Source organism: Methanobacterium sp., assembly GCA_039666455.1.
Classification (GTDB): Archaea; Methanobacteriota; Methanobacteria; order Methanobacteriales; family Methanobacteriaceae; genus Methanobacterium_D.
The window spans coordinates 1-16,798 of sequence record JAVSLW010000044.1; the positions used below are offsets into that span (position 1 = coordinate 1).

The window sequence follows — 16,798 nt, forward strand, 5'->3', positions numbered from 1 at the left end:
AAGAAAAGGTTGGAGAGATATGGAATTAGATAAAGAGTTAATCCAACTTAGAATTGATATAATAGAGAGAAATTTAGAGGAGATTAAGAAAATTGTGGATGAGGGATATGAAAAATTTAAATTGGAAAGAAATCTTTCAGAAAAATTGCAGGAGATGGCAAAATTCAGGAATCTTCTGGTCCATAGATATGCTGAAACTGAAAAAGAAAAGCTTTTTAAGATAATGAAGATGGATGTAGATGATATAAGGGATTTTATTGGAAGAATTTTAAGATATATAGCAAAGTAAGAATGAAGGTTTCTACAGAGCCAAATTTTCTTTAAATCATCAGACGATGATAAGTGGTTTAATAAATTTTTTAGCTATATTTTTCCATTAATTGACCTTCAGCCACTATATATCCTTCCATAGCTTTTAAAAACTGTTGCCGAAGGTTTTCCAAAAAAACAAGGATTGCGACACTTCCTTCTGAATGCTACCTACATGTTTTTAATTATTGCAGAGAATTTTCTATTAAAACAAGGATTGCGACTTAGTGTAGTGAATGTGACAGATTTCCATATAACGATTAATTTTCATTCTATTAATATGACTGGTTAGAGGGCATTTGAAAAGTAATACTTTCATGAATATTGAATTATAACTCGTATAAATATGTCTAAGGACATATAATCTATTATGAGTGTAGAATTAGAAAAGAATGAGATAATACTTTACACTGGGGAGGAAGGCGCTGCAACTGTCGAAGTTCTTTTTAAAGATGAAACAATGTGGTTAACACAAAAAACAATGGCTAATTTGTTTGATGTTAATATAAGGACCATAAGTGAACATTTAGTAAATATCTTTAAAAGTGGGGAATTAGAAGAATCTTCAGTTATCCGGAAATTCCGGATAACTGCTGCAGATGGTAAAAAGTATAATACTAATTTTTATAACCTGGATGCTATTATTGCAGTAGGATACCGTGTAAACTCCAAACAAGCAACACAATTCAGGATATGGGCTACAAAAACATTAAAAGAATATATCACTAAGGGTTTTGTCCTGGACGATGAACTTCTAAAAAATGGGACCCGTTTTGGTAAAGATTACTTCGATGAATTACTGGAAAGAATAAAAGAGATAAGAGCTTCAAAGCGAAGGTTCTATCAAAAAATAACTGATTTATATGCTGAATGCAGCTATGATTATAATAAGAACTCAAAGATAACAAGAACATTCTATGCCACAGTACAAAACAAACTCCATTGGGCCATAACTAAACATACGGCTGCAGAAATAATTCACTTACGGGCTGACAGTAATAAGGAAAATATGGGATTAACTACCTGGAAAAATGCGCCAGGAGGTAAAATTTTAAGTTCTGATATTAGAACTGCTAAAAACTATTTATCAAAAGAAGAGCTTTCAGAATTGAATAATATCGTGAATATGTACTTAGATTATGCTGAAAATCAGGCAAGGAGACGTAAATTAATGTCCATGAAAGACTGGGTGCAGAGATTAGACTCATTCTTACAATTTAATGAATATGATACCTTAAATAATCCTGGCAGAATCTCCAAGGAATTAGCAGATGAAAAAGCAACGAAAGAATATAAAAAATACAGGATAAAGCAAGATAAACTTTATGTTTCGGATTTTGATAAAAAAGTTAAAAAATATCTAAACAGTAAAGACACTTAAATATATAGTATTAATCTTTCGTTTTGTATTGCAGAGGAATATCCAGCAAAACAAGGACCGTGACAGTTTGATTTAGTGTACAGCAAACGCTGCCGTCGTCGTTGCAGAGAATCTTCCAGTAAAACAAGGATTGTGATGATATAAACGTTATTGAAATTTAAATCCTTTGTATATTGCAAAAGAATATCCAGTAAAACAAGGATTGCAACCAGAACTGCTATCATTTTTTTCATACTTTATGCCGTTGCAGAAGGTTTTCCAGTAAAACAAGGGTCGCGACTTTGCAAACATAATCTCCCTTGACGACTTTTAGTATGATGAGAATAGATCAACAAATATATATAAAACATCAAAAACATATCAACGTATGAAAGACCATAATTCTGGTCAATTGCAACTCCATGATAAAACCATATATCATAGAAAGAGTAAAAGAGGATGGACAATCGTTATAATGCCAGATAATGTGAGGATTGATAATTTTCATGGATTTTCGCATATGCACATGGAAATCCAGGGAAAACATGAACCAATAAAATGTGATTCCTTTGAAACTGTAATTAACGTTGTAATTGATCATATTGGAAGAAATAAGGGGCTAAATAAGAAAAAATTAAGGTTGGAGCTTTTAAAATGAAAATTACACTAATAAGAGAAATAAAAGGCAACGAATTAATTAAGGAGTTTGAAAAAACTTATGGGTCACTTAAAAGGCTGGAAAAGCTCCATGAAAGAAATCCAGAAAACATGAAAATATACATGGATTTGGATGATTGGAAATACTATTTAGACCATCCAGATGAGATTATAGAAGATGGGAAAACCATAATCACTGAAAAATTAACATTAGGTAAATTAGAAATGGAATTACTCAATTTCATAAAAAATGAAAAGCCACAGTCAATAAGGGAACTTGCAAGAATGATTCATAAAGATATAAGGACCGTGCATCCTAAAGTAAAGGAATTAGAGAAAGAAGGGCTTATTAAATTAAAAGATGGTCCTAAAAATAAGAAGATTCCAGTGATGAACTACGATAAAATAGAAATAGCAGTTTAATGTTCCTCTTTTTATTTCATATTAAGGATTGTCTAATAAAACAAGGGTTACGACGTATTAAATTATATACCAGAGAAAATAGAAGGTATCCTCATCCTTATGCGACAGTAAATGATATTGCTGGACAAAAGGAGGAAAATTAATGAAAATGGAAATTATCACAGAATTTTGGTTAAAGGAATTTCAAATGGAGGTGCATTATGAATAAAACGAGAGTTGCAGCCTCACTTCTTGGTATTATTGCCGGACTTGGGGGTGGCGTGTTTCATGGCATTGGAGCGGTGCTTCAAGGTAATGTAGCTACAAATGAAATAGTGATAGAGGCCTGGCCTGCAATGCAAGCAACTTTAGGAGAGCCTGCAATGACCTTAGTTCCCAACTTCCTCTTAACCGGAATACTTGCTATTATTATGGGAATCATAGTCACAATATGGGCAGCAGCATTTATTGGAAGGAAAAATGGAGGTTTGATCCTGATTGTGCTTTCAGTAATAATGCTCTATGTTGGTGGAGGTATTATCCCGCCCTTATTTGGAGTACTAGCAGGGGTCATTGGCTCAAGAATTAAACCGAACTAAGAAAATATCTGGCTAAGCAGTATCAAGTATTGTAGACTTAGATCAACACAATTTAATGTAAATGTGTTAAAATTTTAATTTATAGTTAGCTTTGAGGGGCTAACTCGACTAGTTTTAGCCATACTGGCGTTGTAGATATTGTTGCAGATTTTCCACAAAAACAAGGATTGCGACGACTACAGCTGTGGGCCATGCATTGTTGTTCCAGTATTGCAGAGAGTTTTCCAGCAAAACAAGGGTTGCAACAACTTGGAAAAAAGGGTGATATTGGTGGTGGGAAAATTGCAGGGAATTTTCCAGTAAAACAAGTGGAAGAGTTCAGGGCGTATTTTTTAGATCAAAAACAAAAGATTATTTTGCTCTGGAATTCAATTTCAAAAAATACGCTTAAAACTCATATTTACCAATTTTTGTTCCACTTACTGCTATAATGAGCTTTATTTTAACCTAAATCAATGTTTTTTGATGTTTGTAATCATCAATTCTTTTATTAGACAACTTTACATATTCCTCTTTAATATCGTAGCCAATATAATTCCTATCTGATTTTAACGCTGCTAAACAGGTTGAACCACTACCAACAAAAGGGTCTAAAACAACTTCATTCTTAAAGGTATACAATTGGATAAGCCTGTATGGTAGTTCCTCTGGGAATGGCGCTGGATGACCTATACGTCTGGCTGATACCGTTGGAAAACTCCAGATACTTTTTGTAAATTCCAGAAATTCATCTTTACTTATAGTATTTTCCTTTTCATCTCCTTTCCTTGCAAATGTATCCTTTGAGAATATTAAAATATATTCATGCACGTCTCTTAAAACTGGATTTGAAGCAGATTGCCAGCTTCCCCAAGCACAAGAAGAACCTGCACTTGCAGATTTATTCCATATAATTTCACCACGCATAAAAAATCCAATTTCAAGCATTATTTCAATTATATGGGCATGAAGAGGTATGTAAGGCTTTCTACCAATATTAGCAATATTTATACATGCCCTTCCACCAGTAACTAACTTATTATATGTTTCTTGTAGTACAGAACCTAAAAGCTCCATATAGTCAGCAAGAGTTAAATCATCGTCATATTCCTTTTTAACGTTGTAAGGTGGTGATGTAACCATTAAATGGACGCTGTTATCTGGAAGTTCATCCATTTTTTCGCTGGATTTGCAATATATTTTATTGAGGTTCTTCTTAGGAATTTTATTTTCTATGTATTTAATTTTATTAGGAATTTTTATTTCTAAATAGAGTTTACTATCATAGAAAATTGATGAATCATGATTTTCCCTACTTGATGTTCCAAATGAGCTTGTTTTTGTCCCTGTTCGCTTAACAGAAATAGTATTACCTCCTTATTAACTCCAAAAATACTTCTGCTTTCCTTTCATAAGTCTTTTCTTTATTAGATATTCCAATGAATTTTCCAAGTTCAGTTTTAGTTTTCATACCTGAAAAGAAGTTTAATTCCTGCTTTAATAATGAATCTAATGATTTTTTAAGGTTATCAAATGATGTTAAAGTTTCAAAACCTTTATAATCTGTTTCCGTGATACATTTCACATCATTATCCAGAGGGCATGAATTTACAGACCAAAATCCTTGAACAATACCTGCTCTTTTAAGGTGGTCAACCTTTGAATAATAACTATCAGTTATAGGTGTGTTTCCCATAATAATTATAGGTATTGATGAAGCTTTGAAACTTGAAACTCTGATATTGATACTTTTACCAATGGCTTTTAACATAGAATCAGAACGTAAAAGGCCAGGATTACCTTGATGACTCCTGTAATCGCCAATACAAACTAATTTTTCACTTGATTCGTTGATTATCAATTCCCAGTTCCATACAATAGACATTTTAACTTCAACGATTAATTGAATGTTCTCTGGAGTTTGCTCAATCCCTTTTTCTGTAGATATTATCGCATCTGCAGGAGATTTATTTGATAAGCCTATTTCATCACAAATAGCCCCTTGAATAGCATAAAGTCCTTTATCTTCTACAGCCTGTTGAAGCAAGTCAGTAGTCCATTTTTCAGTGAAATTACCAATTAATGAATTTCTGGACTGTAAAGTTGTCTTCTTGCCATTATAACCCTTTGGCCAGTAAGCTAAATGTCGTCCATCATCTGTAGTGTAAAATAATTGTTCTGGAGTTGCAAAAGTTTTAGCCTCTTGAAAGAATAGAACTTCCGTGTCTTTATTCCATAATTCAGGTTTTTTCTCAATTTCATCCACATTAACACCAACTTAAAACATAAAATAGAATATCTGATATTTTTAGTTGGAAAAATACAATAACAAATATTTCTACAAATATTTGTAATATTTAATAAAATGTTTAAATTGATTATTTCGGGGTTTTTGCAGTTTAAATTTCAGTTGATTTATTTTTTAAAATTTAAATTCCTTTAAGAAATTAAATGTTTCAATGCAAATGATTTAATAATAATTTTTATATAAATAATAATATAGTGGGATTTGAAGAAATGTTATCAAAATCGGAGATTTTAATATAGCAAAATTCAAAGAATTTTGCTTGTATTCATTTTTGAACTATCGAAAATTATAAATTTTCGATGTCTGCGAAACAAGTTTTGCAACCTAAAAACCTGTGATTTTTGAGGTGAAACATTGGATCAGTACAGGCTGTTTTTACAGAGAATGGGATTAATAGGAGTGTCTAACTTTCTGGTGACCATAACACCCATCATACTTCTTCCAATTTTAACACAAAACCTTTCTATTGCAGATTATGGGGTTTGGGTTCAGTTTCAAATTACCATCACACTGATTCCTTCCATTGCAATACTGGGATTACCTTATACCATGGTTAGATTTATGGCAGCGTCGAAAAGCATTGAAGAAATACAGGAATCTTTTTATTCATTTCTGTTTTCAGTGATGATTGCAGGTTTAATAGCAGCACTGGTGCTATTTATTCTTGCAGAACCTATTTCTAATGCATTATTTAATGGGAATTTAGCAGTAGGAATTATTTTACCTGTAACTGCACTAATAACTGCATTAATGCTTCTTTTCTTTGACTTTTTCAGGGCATTTAACCAGATGACAAAATATGCAATTTTAACTACTTTGCAGGCATATATGATTGTTATTTTTGTTGCAATTCTTGTTCTTGGAGGTTTTGGTGTAATAGGTGCAGTTACAGGGATTTTAATTACTCAGGTGTTAATTTCTCTGATAATGTTTATATTTGTATTGAGGCAGATTGGGTTTAAAATTCCAAAATTTAGAAACTTAAGGGAATATCTAAATTTTGGACTGCCAACTATCCCAAGTAATGCTTCATTCTGGATTTTAGATGCTACAGATCGTTATGTAATTGGATTAACCATTGGAATAAGTGCAGTTGGTTTTTATTCTGTAGGTTACACAATCAGTGCTTTAATGGCTCTTCTTACATCTCCATTATATACTGTGTTATTACCCATCCTATCTCAGTATTACGCTGAAAGAAAAATAAGAGAAACAAGATTCCTTTTAAACTATTCTATAAAGCTTTATCTGGTTATAGCTGTGCCAACGGTGGTTGGATTATCTGTCCTTGCAAAACCATTGCTTTATATTCTGTCCACCCCAGCTTTAGCGGATATAGGGTATATAATAACTCCCATTCTTGCTGTAGGAGGGTTAGTATTTGGCCTTTACTGTATTATAACACAAATAATAGTTATGGAGAGAAGAACAAAGATTACTGGTTATATCTGGATAGTTTCAACACTACTAAATATTATTCTGGACATAACCTTCGGATATCTTTTTGGAATTATTGGAATTGCAATTACAACCCTGATTATCTATCTGGCAGCATTTTTAGTTACTTCTTACTATTCTTTCATGTATATAAGATGTAATTTCTATTTTGGATTCTTAACTAAAGTTATAATTGCAGCAGCAGTAATGGCAGTATTTCTCTACATTATATATCCATTTGGGGCTTTAAATATCATTGTGACAGGGTCAGTCTCGCTTGGTTTATATATTTTAGTTTTATGGCTTCTTAAAGGAATTAGAACCGGGGAAATCAAATTTTTCATCGGGATCATAAAAGAATCATTGTTAAATGTTTATATGTCACTTAGAGGTCTGGCATGAAATAATAAACCAAAAAAAGAGGTAATTAAAAGGGGTTGTAAAGCACGACCAGCACACATTAACTTTACAGTCCCACATAATACAAAAATGTATATAATATGTCATCCAAAATTAGATCTGATGTATTTCTCGGAGGTTAAATTGATGTCACAGGATAATGTTGTATACATTGGAAATAAACCAGTAATGAACTATGTATTAGCTGTCGTAACCCAGATGAATGGTGGAACATCTGAAGTAATTTTAAAGGCACGTGGAAGGGCCATTAGTAGGGCTGTTGACGTTGCCGAGATAGTCAGAAATAGATTCATTCCAGAAGCAGAACTTGGATCTATAGATATCAGCACCGAAGAAGTATCCAGCATGGAAGGATCCAATAGTAACGTTTCAGCAATTGAGATACAGCTTAATAAATAGTTAAAAAAAATTTTTACAATTTTTTTTGAATATTATTTTTTTAAGCAAAAGATTATTTTGATAATGTTTCAAGTTTCAAATCAAATATATTTCTCCAGTTACTGTAATCATGAATTCTAACAGGAATATTTTTTATTTTACGTGTTAAGTATACCTTTTCCCTACAGCCTAAGGGGACTATTATGTGGAGATCTATACCTGGTTTAGAAATCAGGTATTTCCATTTATTTTTGTTATCGTGGGATAATATACTTTCACAGTTTTCAAATTCAATTACAACGATGTCATTGCTTCCCCTGTATGCAAATATATCCAGAACATACTTATTATATTTTGTTCTGGTTCCTCTATAAATGCTACCCGGATATTTAAGATCCTTTTCTACATAATAACCGTTTTTTTTCAATGTTTTAACGATGGAGGTGGTCAGATTTTCTTGAATTTTAGTTTTCATACAATTATTTTTGATACACATAAAAATCCCTTAAGCAAATTCAAACTTTGAATTAAAGTTTCCTATAAATTATATTAATAAACATTGTATATAAATATTTGGATATTACCCTATTATTTACATATATGTTACAATTATATATGATTATTTATAATAAAGAAGTTATTTTATGTACATTATTCAAATTTTTCTTAAATTTTCGTAAATATTTACAAAATATCGTAAATGAATCTTTTTTTTAAACAATGTTTAAATAATTTGAATTTTAATACAACAATCAATGTATTTTTATCGTATATATTGAAAACATTTATATACCAGTAATCATAATATGATTAGAATATAGTGTAATATTTATTAAATAATGAAACCAGAATTAGATTGAAAAGCCGTCGAAAAATCCCTCAAAATTCTTCGAATTTTGATGCCCCGAAAACTTTGTTTTCGAGGGCTTTGATTTTTCGGGCCTACAAATCTTTGATTTGTGGCCGGGAAATATAATTTCCTACGGCATTCAAAAACCGTAGGTTTTTGAAAAGCATCAAAAACTATGAAAACCGTGACTAAATCATATAAATATAGAATATATCCAAATAAAGAGCAACAGGATATATTAGAATTTAATATGGGTAGTGCACGCTTTGTTTTCAACCATGTTAAAGTCATGTATGAACTATATAGAAAACAGGCCATAGAATATGGTTTAAAACCAGTATATGCAAACAGGAAACTGTTTAATAACATATTAAATGATTTAAAGAAGCATCATCCATTTTTAAAAGAAGTTAACAGCACAGTTCTTCAAAAAGCATATGATGACCTTATTTCTGCTTATAAAATGGTGGGTAAAGCTAATCATGGGTGGGTGAAATTTAAATCCCGTAAAAATCCTGTGCAATCGTTCAGAACTTTAAACGCTAAAATAGTGGAGGGGAAATTGAAATTACCCAAAATTAAGAGCCTAATATCTATGAAGTACAGTCGAAAAGTTCGTGGAGATATATTAACTGCAACTATCAGCAGGAACAACTCTAACCAGTACTTCGTAAGTTTCAATGTTAAAAACAGTCCTGTTAAGGCTTTGAAAAAAACTAATCAAAAAGTAGGTATTGATCTTGGATTAAAAAATCTGGCAACATTTAGTAACGGCTTTAAAACAGGTAAAATACATTTAAAAGAGGTTGACAACAAAATAAGGAGATATAATCAAATCATAAGTAAAAAGGTTAAAGATGGGTGTAATTGGTTAAAGGCGAAAACCAAGCTTAACCAGTTATACCAGAAGAAAAAAAATATTATAAATGATTTTTTACATAAAACAACAACACAAATAGTACAAGAATTTGATAAAATCTATATTGGAAATGTAAATAACCAGTTGGGACTGAAAAATAAACATTTAGCAAGAGCTACAGCAGATCAGCATTGGTTTGAGTTCAAGCGACAACTACAATATAAGTCTGATTGGTATGATAAACATTTTAGAGTTGTTAATGAAAAATACACTTCTAAAACTTGCAGTAATTGTGGATATGTTACAGAAGTTTTGGATTTGAATATTCGCAGATGGATATGCCCCAAATGCAATATAGAACATGATAGGGACATAAACGCTGCACGCAATATGAAAACCTTGAATGACAAACAACGTCATTCAAGGTTTTTTCTAACCGTGGGAACCACGGGGCTTGCCTTTGGTAAAACCAACAATCAGTTGGTGGATTAGGAATCCATTGACCTCTTCAGGTCATGGTAGTTCAAGGACATACAGTAGGGGTTATATGATGGAAAAACTAAAATATGAAATAATAAAAATGAGATATAGGATCCTTGTAAGAAAGGGACTTGTGGAAAATAAATATAGAACCTGTAAGAGCATGTCAAAGATCGTTGAAGAATATGAAAATCAATTTATACCGGGAACTGTTTTATTAAGTGAAAATGCAGGGTATAAATTACGTATCGAATACCCTGTGGAATGATAAATTTTATAAATTCAAATAACTTCATTTATATCCTCATAATTCTATTTTAAATCTTTATATTATTGTAATTCTTCCAGCATCAGTTATGGTATATTTTTCAAAAAATCTGGATTTTTCAACCAGTCCACAATCTATGAGTCCTGCTAAATGTTTATAAACCATTGACCGAGATATATTTGCTTTTTTCCCAATTTCAGCAGCACTTAAATCAGAAGCAGCTAAAAATTCCAGTATTTCTAACTTTTTTTCTGACAAATTCAGATTCATCACTGGAATTCTTATAATTTTATCATTATAACAGCTGAAAATAGCATCTACACCATATTTATTGGCTACAAAATTAAGTAAAGGACCTAAATCTTCACCACCAAATGCAATAAAGACTTCTCCATGTTTTTTTGCACCATTTATAATTTCTGATATCCTTACACAGATTTCTATTGGATCTTCAGTTTCTATACTAATTTCTCCACCCTTTATGAATTTATCTAATTCTGTTTTTCTATGGCTTTTACCATGTAAAATAATTAATCCTTCAGCCTGTGTTTTCATTGAAGCATTAAATAAGCACTGTCCCTTCAGGTTTGTAATCAGGGTTCTCATCCTATCACCTAAATATGTAATAAATAATTTTTGAGTCTCACTTAACTGTTGATGGTCCAACTATAAATATTGGACAGAGAACAAAATTTATTTATATGCTTCATTTTATCTAAAAGTAGAAATTTAGAAGCGGAGGATATGGAATGGCTGATGGAATAAAATCAAAGGAAGAGCTATCTACACGTCAGGTAAATATTGATATAAAAAATAAAACCAGTGAAAATAATTATCTAAATGTGGAAGTCACACAAAAGCTGGATTCTATAGCTGTAGGACTTGGAAATGGCATAAACATTACTTTAAAAGGGGATGTGGGGGATTTTGTCGGAGCTTTGAACAATGGTGCAAATATAGAAATTGAAGGTAATGCTGGACGTTACGTGGGTAACAACATGACCAGTGGGGAAATAATTGTTAAAGGCTCAGCAGAAGATGGTGTTGGTTTTGGAACTTACGAAGGTACCATCGTTGTACATGGAAATGCAGGAAATGGAATAGGGCAGCTTAATAAAGGCGGATTAATCCTTATTAATGGAAATATTGGAAATTTAGCAGGTCTTTACATGTTAAGTGGAGATATCATAGTAACCGGTAATGCCGGTATTGATACTGGAGACTGGATGATTGGAGGCACTATTTATATTGGAGGAACCTTTAAAACAGGGACAAATGCAAAAGTTCATCAATTAGATGCTGAAGATAAGCAGAAACTCCAGGAAATTTTTGGTATCTATAAAATAGATGCAGATATTGAAAAATTTATCAAAATAGAACCTAAAAAAATAAGGCCATTTTATGGGTGATTAGATGAAACAGATTCTTTTAACAAATCCTGAAGACTGTGACGGATGTAATGATTGTGTAGAAGCTTGCAGCAAAATAAATGGTGGAAATGGATTATTTTTGCATGAAATGACCAAAGGATACCAGGTAATTGTCTGCCAGCAGTGTATTAATCCTTCATGTATTAAAGGATGCTTCAGAAATGCAATTTATCGAGAAAACGGAATTGTGAAAATTAATCATGACATCTGTATCGGGTGCAGATTATGCGTATTGATGTGTCCTATTGGAAGTATAACCTATACTGAAGATAAAATGCTTAAATGCGAGCGGCAGTGCACTGATTCCAATGGCGGAAGACCAGCATGTATTGATGCATGTGAATCTAAATGTTTAAAGGAGATAGATGTTAAAGATGTAGCCGCAGGACTGCAGCAAGGAATTAAGATGAATGGGGCATTTTCTGGACGATCTTCAGCTCCCCATGCATCTTCAGATCTTGCAAATGCAACGCAGGGACTTTGTGTTTTCTGCGGAACATGTGAAATAGTCTGTCCAACAGATGCAATTGAAATAGTGGATAATCATGCAGAAATAGATAAATCCCGGTGTATAATGTGTGGATCCTGCTTTGCAGCTTGCCCTGTTTTAATACCAAGCGGAGCTGGGAGTATCTGGGATCCAAGAACTATTGCAAATATAAGATACACCTCAAAAGCAGGAAAATATGTCCTTAGAGGTTTTGGAACTGAAAGACGTCTGCCTAACTTTGATAGCATTGTTATTCTACCGGCACAGGCATCGGTTTCTCCAGTAGATAAATATAGGGAATCCTGCAACACTGGAGTTGTTCTTGGAACTCGATATGCAGAAGAACCTCTGAAATTAGATACTCCTGTGTTAATTGCAGGAATGTCATTCGGGGCATTAAGTAAGGAATGTAAAATAGCTCTTGCTAGAGGTACATCACTTGTGGGATCATGTGCAAACACTGGAGAAGGAGGAATGCTTCCAGAAGAAAGGGAATATGCAGATAAACTAATTGTTCAATACTCATCCGGCAGATTTGGAGTATCAGTTGATTATTTAAATGTTTCAGATGCTATAGAAGTAAAAATAGGGCAAGGAGCAAAACCTGGAATGGGAGGGCATCTCCTTGCAGAGAAAGTGAGTCCTGAAGTTGCCCATATAAGAGGAATACCTGTTGGAACAGATGCTTTAAGTCCTGCAAGGTTTTTAGATGCCACAAAAGAGGAGGATCTGGCAAAACACATTGAACTACTAAGAGAAGTAACAGACTGGCGCGTTCCAATAATAGTTAAATTAGGGCCCGGTAGAGTAAATGAAGATGTTAAAATAGTTGCTGAAGCAGGAGCAGATATAATTTCAGTTGATGGAATGGAAGGGGGGACTGGAGCAGCTCCTGAAGTGGTTATTGAACACACTGGAATTCCAACACTTGCTTCACTTGTCCAGGCAGTTAATGGACTTGAGGAAATAGGGATGAAAGATGAAATAGACATTATAATTACTGGAGGAATAAGGAGCGGTGCGGATGTAGCTAAAGCAATGGCCATGGGGGCTGATGCTGCATACATAGGAACTGGAGCAATGATAGCTGCAGGATGTCGTGCATGTCATATGTGTTACACTGGGAAATGTCCTGTTGGAGTTGCAACTCAAGATCCAGTACTAAGAAATCGATTAGATGTTGATTTAGCTACTGAAAGGGTTGGTAATTATATTAAATCCATGACTGAAGAAACAAAGATGCTTGCGCAGCTTGCAGGACATAATGATATAAGAAAATTCTCAGCAGAGGACTTAAGGGCTCTGGACACTGATACTGTAGCGATAACAGGACTTAAGCTTATAAACCAGTGAAAAGTTCGTGAAAAAAGGTCTCAGGAAAGCAATTAAAGATCTTCAATGCATGCGAAAAATTTCATTTTTCGCTTTACGAAACTTTCAGTTTCGCAAACATCAAACATTTCATGTTTGAATGCCCCGAACACTTTGTGCTCTGCTTTAAGCTCTTCATCATTGATTCCATTTAAATTATCTTTTTGAAGGATGTTTAGATTTTTCCGGCATATATTCCTTTTTTCATAGATTTACTCAATCCATTATCTAAAATAAATCTAAATAATTTTTCAGTGTTTAAAATAACTGATAAAACCAGTTTTTCTTTCTATATTGATTTTAAAAAAATATACATTTTATGATTTATAATTCAAACCATGTTATTTTAGTGAGTTTAAATATAAAAGGCGTTTTTATATCCACTTAATGGATAAATGTTGGAGTAATCTCTAATTTTATATGGGGGTAATCATTATCTTTTAAAATAGACTTAATCTAATTTAATTTTTCAAATTAAGTTTTAATTAGAAAGCCTTAGGCTAAAATAAGCATAAATATAGTAAATTATAGATCAGTTGAAATAAAACCTTTTTAAAGGGTCGTTTTTCCTAAAATAAGCTCTAATTAAGTTTAGTTTACATAAATAAATCGAAATATTTATATAGTACCTATGGAAATAGTAACTTTGTCCTGAAAAGCCCTGATTTAGTAGGTGAATTAAGGGTAATGGACACGGAGGCGGTAAAATTACGGAGAAAATACATAAAAAAACAGGAGCAATAGCCGTTGAACACAAGGTGTTCGGGCGATCAAAAACTTTGTTTTTGAAAGTCATTGCTCTTTGCGTGGTATTCGGCCTTATGCCAGTTGCAGCAGCCGCAGAGAATACGGGTTTAATAAACAACAGTATAGACGAAGAAAAGCTCAAATCTTTGATTAGTAAGGATACAATTACCAATCAAAGTCTTAATGAACTAAGTGCAGAACAAATAACTATTTTACAAAACTGGCTTAAAGAAAAGAACATCAATGCCAGCACTGACAGTGGAAATTTGACCATAACATCCACCAGTGAAAATATTGCACAGCTTCAAAAATGGCTCAATGAACACAATTTTTACATTGGAGAAATTGACGGCGAGATGGGTAACTACACCATTGAAGCAGTTAAATTATTTCAGAAAGCTGCACAGATAACAGAAGATGGTGAAATCGGAATTCAAACACTTCAAACCATGAAAAAATGGGAAAACAACGCTCAAGAAATTACAGCTAAAAATACAACAGGTAATTCCTCCCAGACATTAACCTCCACAGGGTCAGATAGATCAGTTAAATCCAGTTCAAGACCATCTAAAAAAGTTACTTCTAAATCAAATAGATCAGTTAGATCCAGTCCAAGAACTTATACAAGTACCAGAGCATACTCCAGAGTAAGTTTCAATAGGGGAAGAGGAATAGGAGACTGCTGGGATAACAGTGAACACCTTTACAGCCAGCTTACAGGTTCAGGAACTAAAGCGAGAATTATCCAGTATGGAACCAGCCTATCACCCAGACATCGTTCTGTTCAGGTGTATCAAAATGGTGCATGGGTTGACTACAACTACAAGGCAAATGGATATGCAAAAAGATACTACGCAACAAAAAGTAAACCGGGAGTAACCGTAATAAAATAGAAGAATCCCTTTTAAAGGGTAAAATATTTTTTTGGGCGATCAAAAACTTCATTTTTGATAAGCTCAACATTTCTTTTTGAGAATAATTCAGAATACTTTTGCTTTAACTGCCCGATACGTTTTACCTTTATAGTTTATTTTGCATGGTATGGCTTGTTTAGGACAGAAGGATGTGCACCTTAAACAATACTGACAGTGCATTAAATTTTCAGGATATTTACCCTTTTCCATCCTTATATTGTCAACTGGACAAAGTTTAACGCACATACCGCATTTTTCAAATGTTTCACTCATTTTTTCAACGATTAGTAGAGTATTTCCTGTTCCAGAAAAATAATAAAAATCTACTGAATCAGCATTCATTCTGAAATCTCCTGGACAAATTTAAGTTTTCAAACACATGTTAAGTTATATTAATATGGTCTGGATATATCATGAATTTTACCTGTAGATGTATGCATTTTTTAAATATTCAATGATTATTCTTATATTCCTTTAAGTCTAATCTGTAAATAAATAAAAAATATTTATTAAACATTTTTATAATTACATAAGGAGATAAAATGCAGTTTCCAATTACAAGAATGCGAAGATTAAGGAAAACCTCCCAAATAAGAAGGATTTTAGGTGAAACAAGGCTCAATCCAGAAGATTTCATTTATCCGATGTTCATTAAAGAAACTCTAAAAGATGGCCAGAGGGAACATATTGATACCATGCCTGGTCAGTATAGATATTCTCTCAATGATGCTATAGATGAAGCAAAGAACCTTGAAAAGAGGGGATTATCTTCTGTTCTATTATTTGGAATGCCTGAAAAAAAGGATGAAACAGGATCATCAGCTTATGATGATGAAGGTATTGTTCAAAGGACTGTTTATGGAATAAAGGAAGAAACTGATTTGGTTGTAATAACTGACGTTTGTATGTGCCAGTATACTTCTCATGGGCACTGTGGAATAATTAAAGGAGATAAAATCCTTAACGATGAAACCCTTGATCATCTCTCTAAAATTGCCCTGTCTCATGCAGAAGCAGGTGCTGATATTGTAGCTCCTTCTGACATGATGGATGGTAGAGTGGGAACTATAAGAGAAACACTTGACATTAATAACTTTGAAGACACTCTTATAATGTCTTACGCTGCTAAATTTGCGTCAGCATATTATGCACCATTTAGAGAAGCAGTCTGTTCTGCACCCTGTTCTGGTGATAGAAAATCATACCAGATGAATCCTGCAAATGCAAAAGAAGCATTAAGAGAAGCTGAACTTGATGTACTTGAAGGGGCAGATATTATAATGGTTAAACCAGCAATTGCCTATCTGGATATTATAAAAAGGATTAAAGATGCTTTCAGCATGCCTACAGCAGCCTACCAGGTAAGTGGTGAGTATTCTATGATTATTGCAGGCATAGAAGCGGGTTATCTTACTGAAGATGTTATATTAGAATCATTGACTTCAATAAAACGTGCAGGTGCAGATCTTATTATTTCTCATTTTGCACCGGAATTTTTAAAAGCTAATTTAAAAGCTAAGAGATAGGGTTAATAATGATT

General features: G+C 33.0%; 19 protein-coding genes. 14 read left to right on the forward strand and 5 right to left on the reverse strand.

Annotation, left to right across the window (positions count from 1 at the left end):
* The 6 genes from PQ963_10450 to PQ963_10475 form a co-directional block, all read left to right on the forward strand.
* Positions 1–289: DUF86 domain-containing protein (locus PQ963_10450; protein MEN4030079.1), on the forward strand; the 289-nt coding region annotated here is incomplete at its 5' end.
* Positions 290–679: 390 nt separating this feature from the next.
* The gene (locus tag PQ963_10455; GenBank protein ID MEN4030080.1) at positions 680–1,690 is read left to right on the forward strand and encodes a virulence RhuM family protein; all 1,011 of its coding nucleotides are present in this window, start codon (positions 680–682) and stop codon (positions 1,688–1,690) included.
* 454 nt (positions 1,691–2,144) lie between these two features.
* Positions 2,145–2,327 carry a hypothetical protein gene (locus tag PQ963_10460; protein ID MEN4030081.1) on the forward strand — a complete coding sequence of 61 codons (183 nt, stop codon included), beginning with the start codon at positions 2,145–2,147 and terminating at the stop codon, positions 2,325–2,327.
* Positions 2,324–2,749 carry a MarR family transcriptional regulator gene (locus tag PQ963_10465; protein MEN4030082.1) on the forward strand — a complete coding sequence of 142 codons (426 nt, stop codon included), beginning with the start codon at positions 2,324–2,326 and terminating at the stop codon, positions 2,747–2,749. The genes PQ963_10460 and PQ963_10465 overlap by 4 nt, the downstream gene beginning before the upstream one ends.
* A gap of 200 nt (positions 2,750–2,949) precedes the next feature.
* Positions 2,950–3,327, forward strand: coding sequence for a hypothetical protein (locus PQ963_10470; GenBank protein MEN4030083.1), 378 nt, complete (start codon positions 2,950–2,952; stop codon positions 3,325–3,327).
* Between the two features lie 191 nt (positions 3,328–3,518).
* Positions 3,519–3,758 carry a hypothetical protein gene (locus PQ963_10475; protein ID MEN4030084.1) on the forward strand — a complete coding sequence of 80 codons (240 nt, stop codon included), beginning with the start codon at positions 3,519–3,521 and terminating at the stop codon, positions 3,756–3,758.
* 16 nt (positions 3,759–3,774) lie between these two features.
* Here PQ963_10475 and PQ963_10480 read toward each other — a convergent pair whose 3' ends face one another.
* Both PQ963_10480 and PQ963_10485 read right to left on the reverse strand, forming a co-directional pair.
* Entirely contained in the window at positions 3,775–4,482 is a 708-nt protein-coding gene (locus PQ963_10480) for a site-specific DNA-methyltransferase (GenBank protein ID MEN4030085.1), read from the reverse strand.
* A 193-nt stretch (positions 4,483–4,675) separates the two neighbouring features.
* Complete coding sequence (locus tag PQ963_10485) at positions 4,676–5,572, reverse strand: hypothetical protein (GenBank protein MEN4030086.1); 897 nt, start codon at positions 5,570–5,572, stop codon at positions 4,676–4,678.
* 396 nt (positions 5,573–5,968) lie between these two features.
* Here PQ963_10485 and PQ963_10490 point away from each other — a divergent pair, with 396 nt between their 5' ends.
* A complete protein-coding gene (locus PQ963_10490; protein MEN4030087.1) occupies positions 5,969–7,453 on the forward strand; it encodes an oligosaccharide flippase family protein in 1,485 nt (494 codons plus the stop codon).
* A gap of 144 nt (positions 7,454–7,597) precedes the next feature.
* Positions 7,598–7,870, forward strand: coding sequence for a DNA-binding protein Alba (gene albA / locus PQ963_10495; protein MEN4030088.1), 273 nt, complete (start codon positions 7,598–7,600; stop codon positions 7,868–7,870).
* A gap of 52 nt (positions 7,871–7,922) precedes the next feature.
* Here the strand turns inward: albA and PQ963_10500 are convergent, their stop codons facing one another.
* Complete coding sequence (locus PQ963_10500) at positions 7,923–8,324, reverse strand: hypothetical protein (protein MEN4030089.1); 402 nt, start codon at positions 8,322–8,324, stop codon at positions 7,923–7,925.
* 550 nt (positions 8,325–8,874) lie between these two features.
* Here PQ963_10500 and PQ963_10505 point away from each other — a divergent pair.
* Together PQ963_10505 and PQ963_10510 are read left to right on the forward strand one after the other, a co-directional pair.
* The gene (locus PQ963_10505) at positions 8,875–10,050 is read left to right on the forward strand and encodes an RNA-guided endonuclease TnpB family protein (GenBank protein MEN4030090.1); all 1,176 of its coding nucleotides are present in this window, start codon (positions 8,875–8,877) and stop codon (positions 10,048–10,050) included.
* Positions 10,019–10,306, forward strand: a complete 288-nt coding sequence (locus PQ963_10510) for a hypothetical protein (GenBank protein ID MEN4030091.1) — start codon at positions 10,019–10,021, stop codon at positions 10,304–10,306. The genes PQ963_10505 and PQ963_10510 overlap by 32 nt, the downstream gene beginning before the upstream one ends.
* Before the next feature lie 57 nt (positions 10,307–10,363).
* Here the strand turns inward: PQ963_10510 and PQ963_10515 are convergent, their stop codons facing one another.
* Positions 10,364–10,912 carry an ArsR family transcriptional regulator gene (locus tag PQ963_10515; protein MEN4030092.1) on the reverse strand — a complete coding sequence of 183 codons (549 nt, stop codon included), beginning with the start codon at positions 10,910–10,912 and terminating at the stop codon, positions 10,364–10,366.
* Positions 10,913–11,055: 143 nt separating this feature from the next.
* Between PQ963_10515 and PQ963_10520 the strand changes: the two genes are divergently transcribed.
* The 3 genes from PQ963_10520 to PQ963_10530 all read left to right on the forward strand — a co-directional run bounded on the left by PQ963_10520 (position 11,056) and on the right by PQ963_10530 (position 15,237).
* Positions 11,056–11,715, forward strand: coding sequence for a tributyrin esterase (locus tag PQ963_10520; protein ID MEN4030093.1), 660 nt, complete (start codon positions 11,056–11,058; stop codon positions 11,713–11,715).
* A 4-nt stretch (positions 11,716–11,719) separates the two neighbouring features.
* Complete coding sequence (locus PQ963_10525) at positions 11,720–13,579, forward strand: glutamate synthase-related protein (protein MEN4030094.1); 1,860 nt, start codon at positions 11,720–11,722, stop codon at positions 13,577–13,579.
* A gap of 797 nt (positions 13,580–14,376) precedes the next feature.
* Positions 14,377–15,237, forward strand: a complete 861-nt coding sequence (locus PQ963_10530) for a peptidoglycan-binding domain-containing protein (protein ID MEN4030095.1) — start codon at positions 14,377–14,379, stop codon at positions 15,235–15,237.
* A gap of 87 nt (positions 15,238–15,324) precedes the next feature.
* Here the strand turns inward: PQ963_10530 and PQ963_10535 are convergent, their stop codons facing one another.
* Positions 15,325–15,600, reverse strand: a complete 276-nt coding sequence (locus PQ963_10535; GenBank protein ID MEN4030096.1) for a hypothetical protein — start codon at positions 15,598–15,600, stop codon at positions 15,325–15,327.
* 200 nt (positions 15,601–15,800) lie between these two features.
* On the opposite strand from PQ963_10535, the gene hemB reads away from it, so the two are divergent.
* Positions 15,801–16,784: a porphobilinogen synthase gene (gene hemB, locus PQ963_10540; GenBank protein ID MEN4030097.1), complete on the forward strand. Its 984-nt coding sequence runs from the start codon at positions 15,801–15,803 to the stop codon at positions 16,782–16,784.
* Positions 16,785–16,798: the final 14 nt, after the last annotated feature.

What these genes read in the sequence shown, in the direction of transcription:
- PQ963_10455 (MEN4030080.1), top strand. Translation starts at nt 680, where the DNA reads ATGAGTGTAGAATTAGAAAAGAATGAGATAATACTTTACACTGGGGAG.
- PQ963_10460 (MEN4030081.1), top strand. Translation starts at nt 2,145, where the DNA reads ATGCCAGATAATGTGAGGATTGATAATTTTCATGGATTTTCGCATATG.
- PQ963_10465 (MEN4030082.1), top strand. Translation starts at nt 2,324, where the DNA reads ATGAAAATTACACTAATAAGAGAAATAAAAGGCAACGAATTAATTAAG.
- PQ963_10470 (MEN4030083.1), top strand. Translation starts at nt 2,950, where the DNA reads ATGAATAAAACGAGAGTTGCAGCCTCACTTCTTGGTATTATTGCCGGA.
- PQ963_10475 (MEN4030084.1), top strand. Translation starts at nt 3,519, where the DNA reads ATGCATTGTTGTTCCAGTATTGCAGAGAGTTTTCCAGCAAAACAAGGG.
- PQ963_10480 (MEN4030085.1), bottom strand. Translation starts at nt 4,482, where the DNA reads ATGGATGAACTTCCAGATAACAGCGTCCATTTAATGGTTACATCACCA.
- albA (MEN4030088.1), top strand. Translation starts at nt 7,598, where the DNA reads ATGTCACAGGATAATGTTGTATACATTGGAAATAAACCAGTAATGAAC.
- PQ963_10500 (MEN4030089.1), bottom strand. Translation starts at nt 8,324, where the DNA reads ATGAAAACTAAAATTCAAGAAAATCTGACCACCTCCATCGTTAAAACA.
- PQ963_10505 (MEN4030090.1), top strand. Translation starts at nt 8,875, where the DNA reads ATGAAAACCGTGACTAAATCATATAAATATAGAATATATCCAAATAAA.
- PQ963_10515 (MEN4030092.1), bottom strand. Translation starts at nt 10,912, where the DNA reads ATGAGAACCCTGATTACAAACCTGAAGGGACAGTGCTTATTTAATGCT.
- PQ963_10520 (MEN4030093.1), top strand. Translation starts at nt 11,056, where the DNA reads ATGGCTGATGGAATAAAATCAAAGGAAGAGCTATCTACACGTCAGGTA.
- PQ963_10525 (MEN4030094.1), top strand. Translation starts at nt 11,720, where the DNA reads ATGAAACAGATTCTTTTAACAAATCCTGAAGACTGTGACGGATGTAAT.
- PQ963_10535 (MEN4030096.1), bottom strand. Translation starts at nt 15,600, where the DNA reads ATGAATGCTGATTCAGTAGATTTTTATTATTTTTCTGGAACAGGAAAT.
- hemB (MEN4030097.1), top strand. Translation starts at nt 15,801, where the DNA reads ATGCAGTTTCCAATTACAAGAATGCGAAGATTAAGGAAAACCTCCCAA.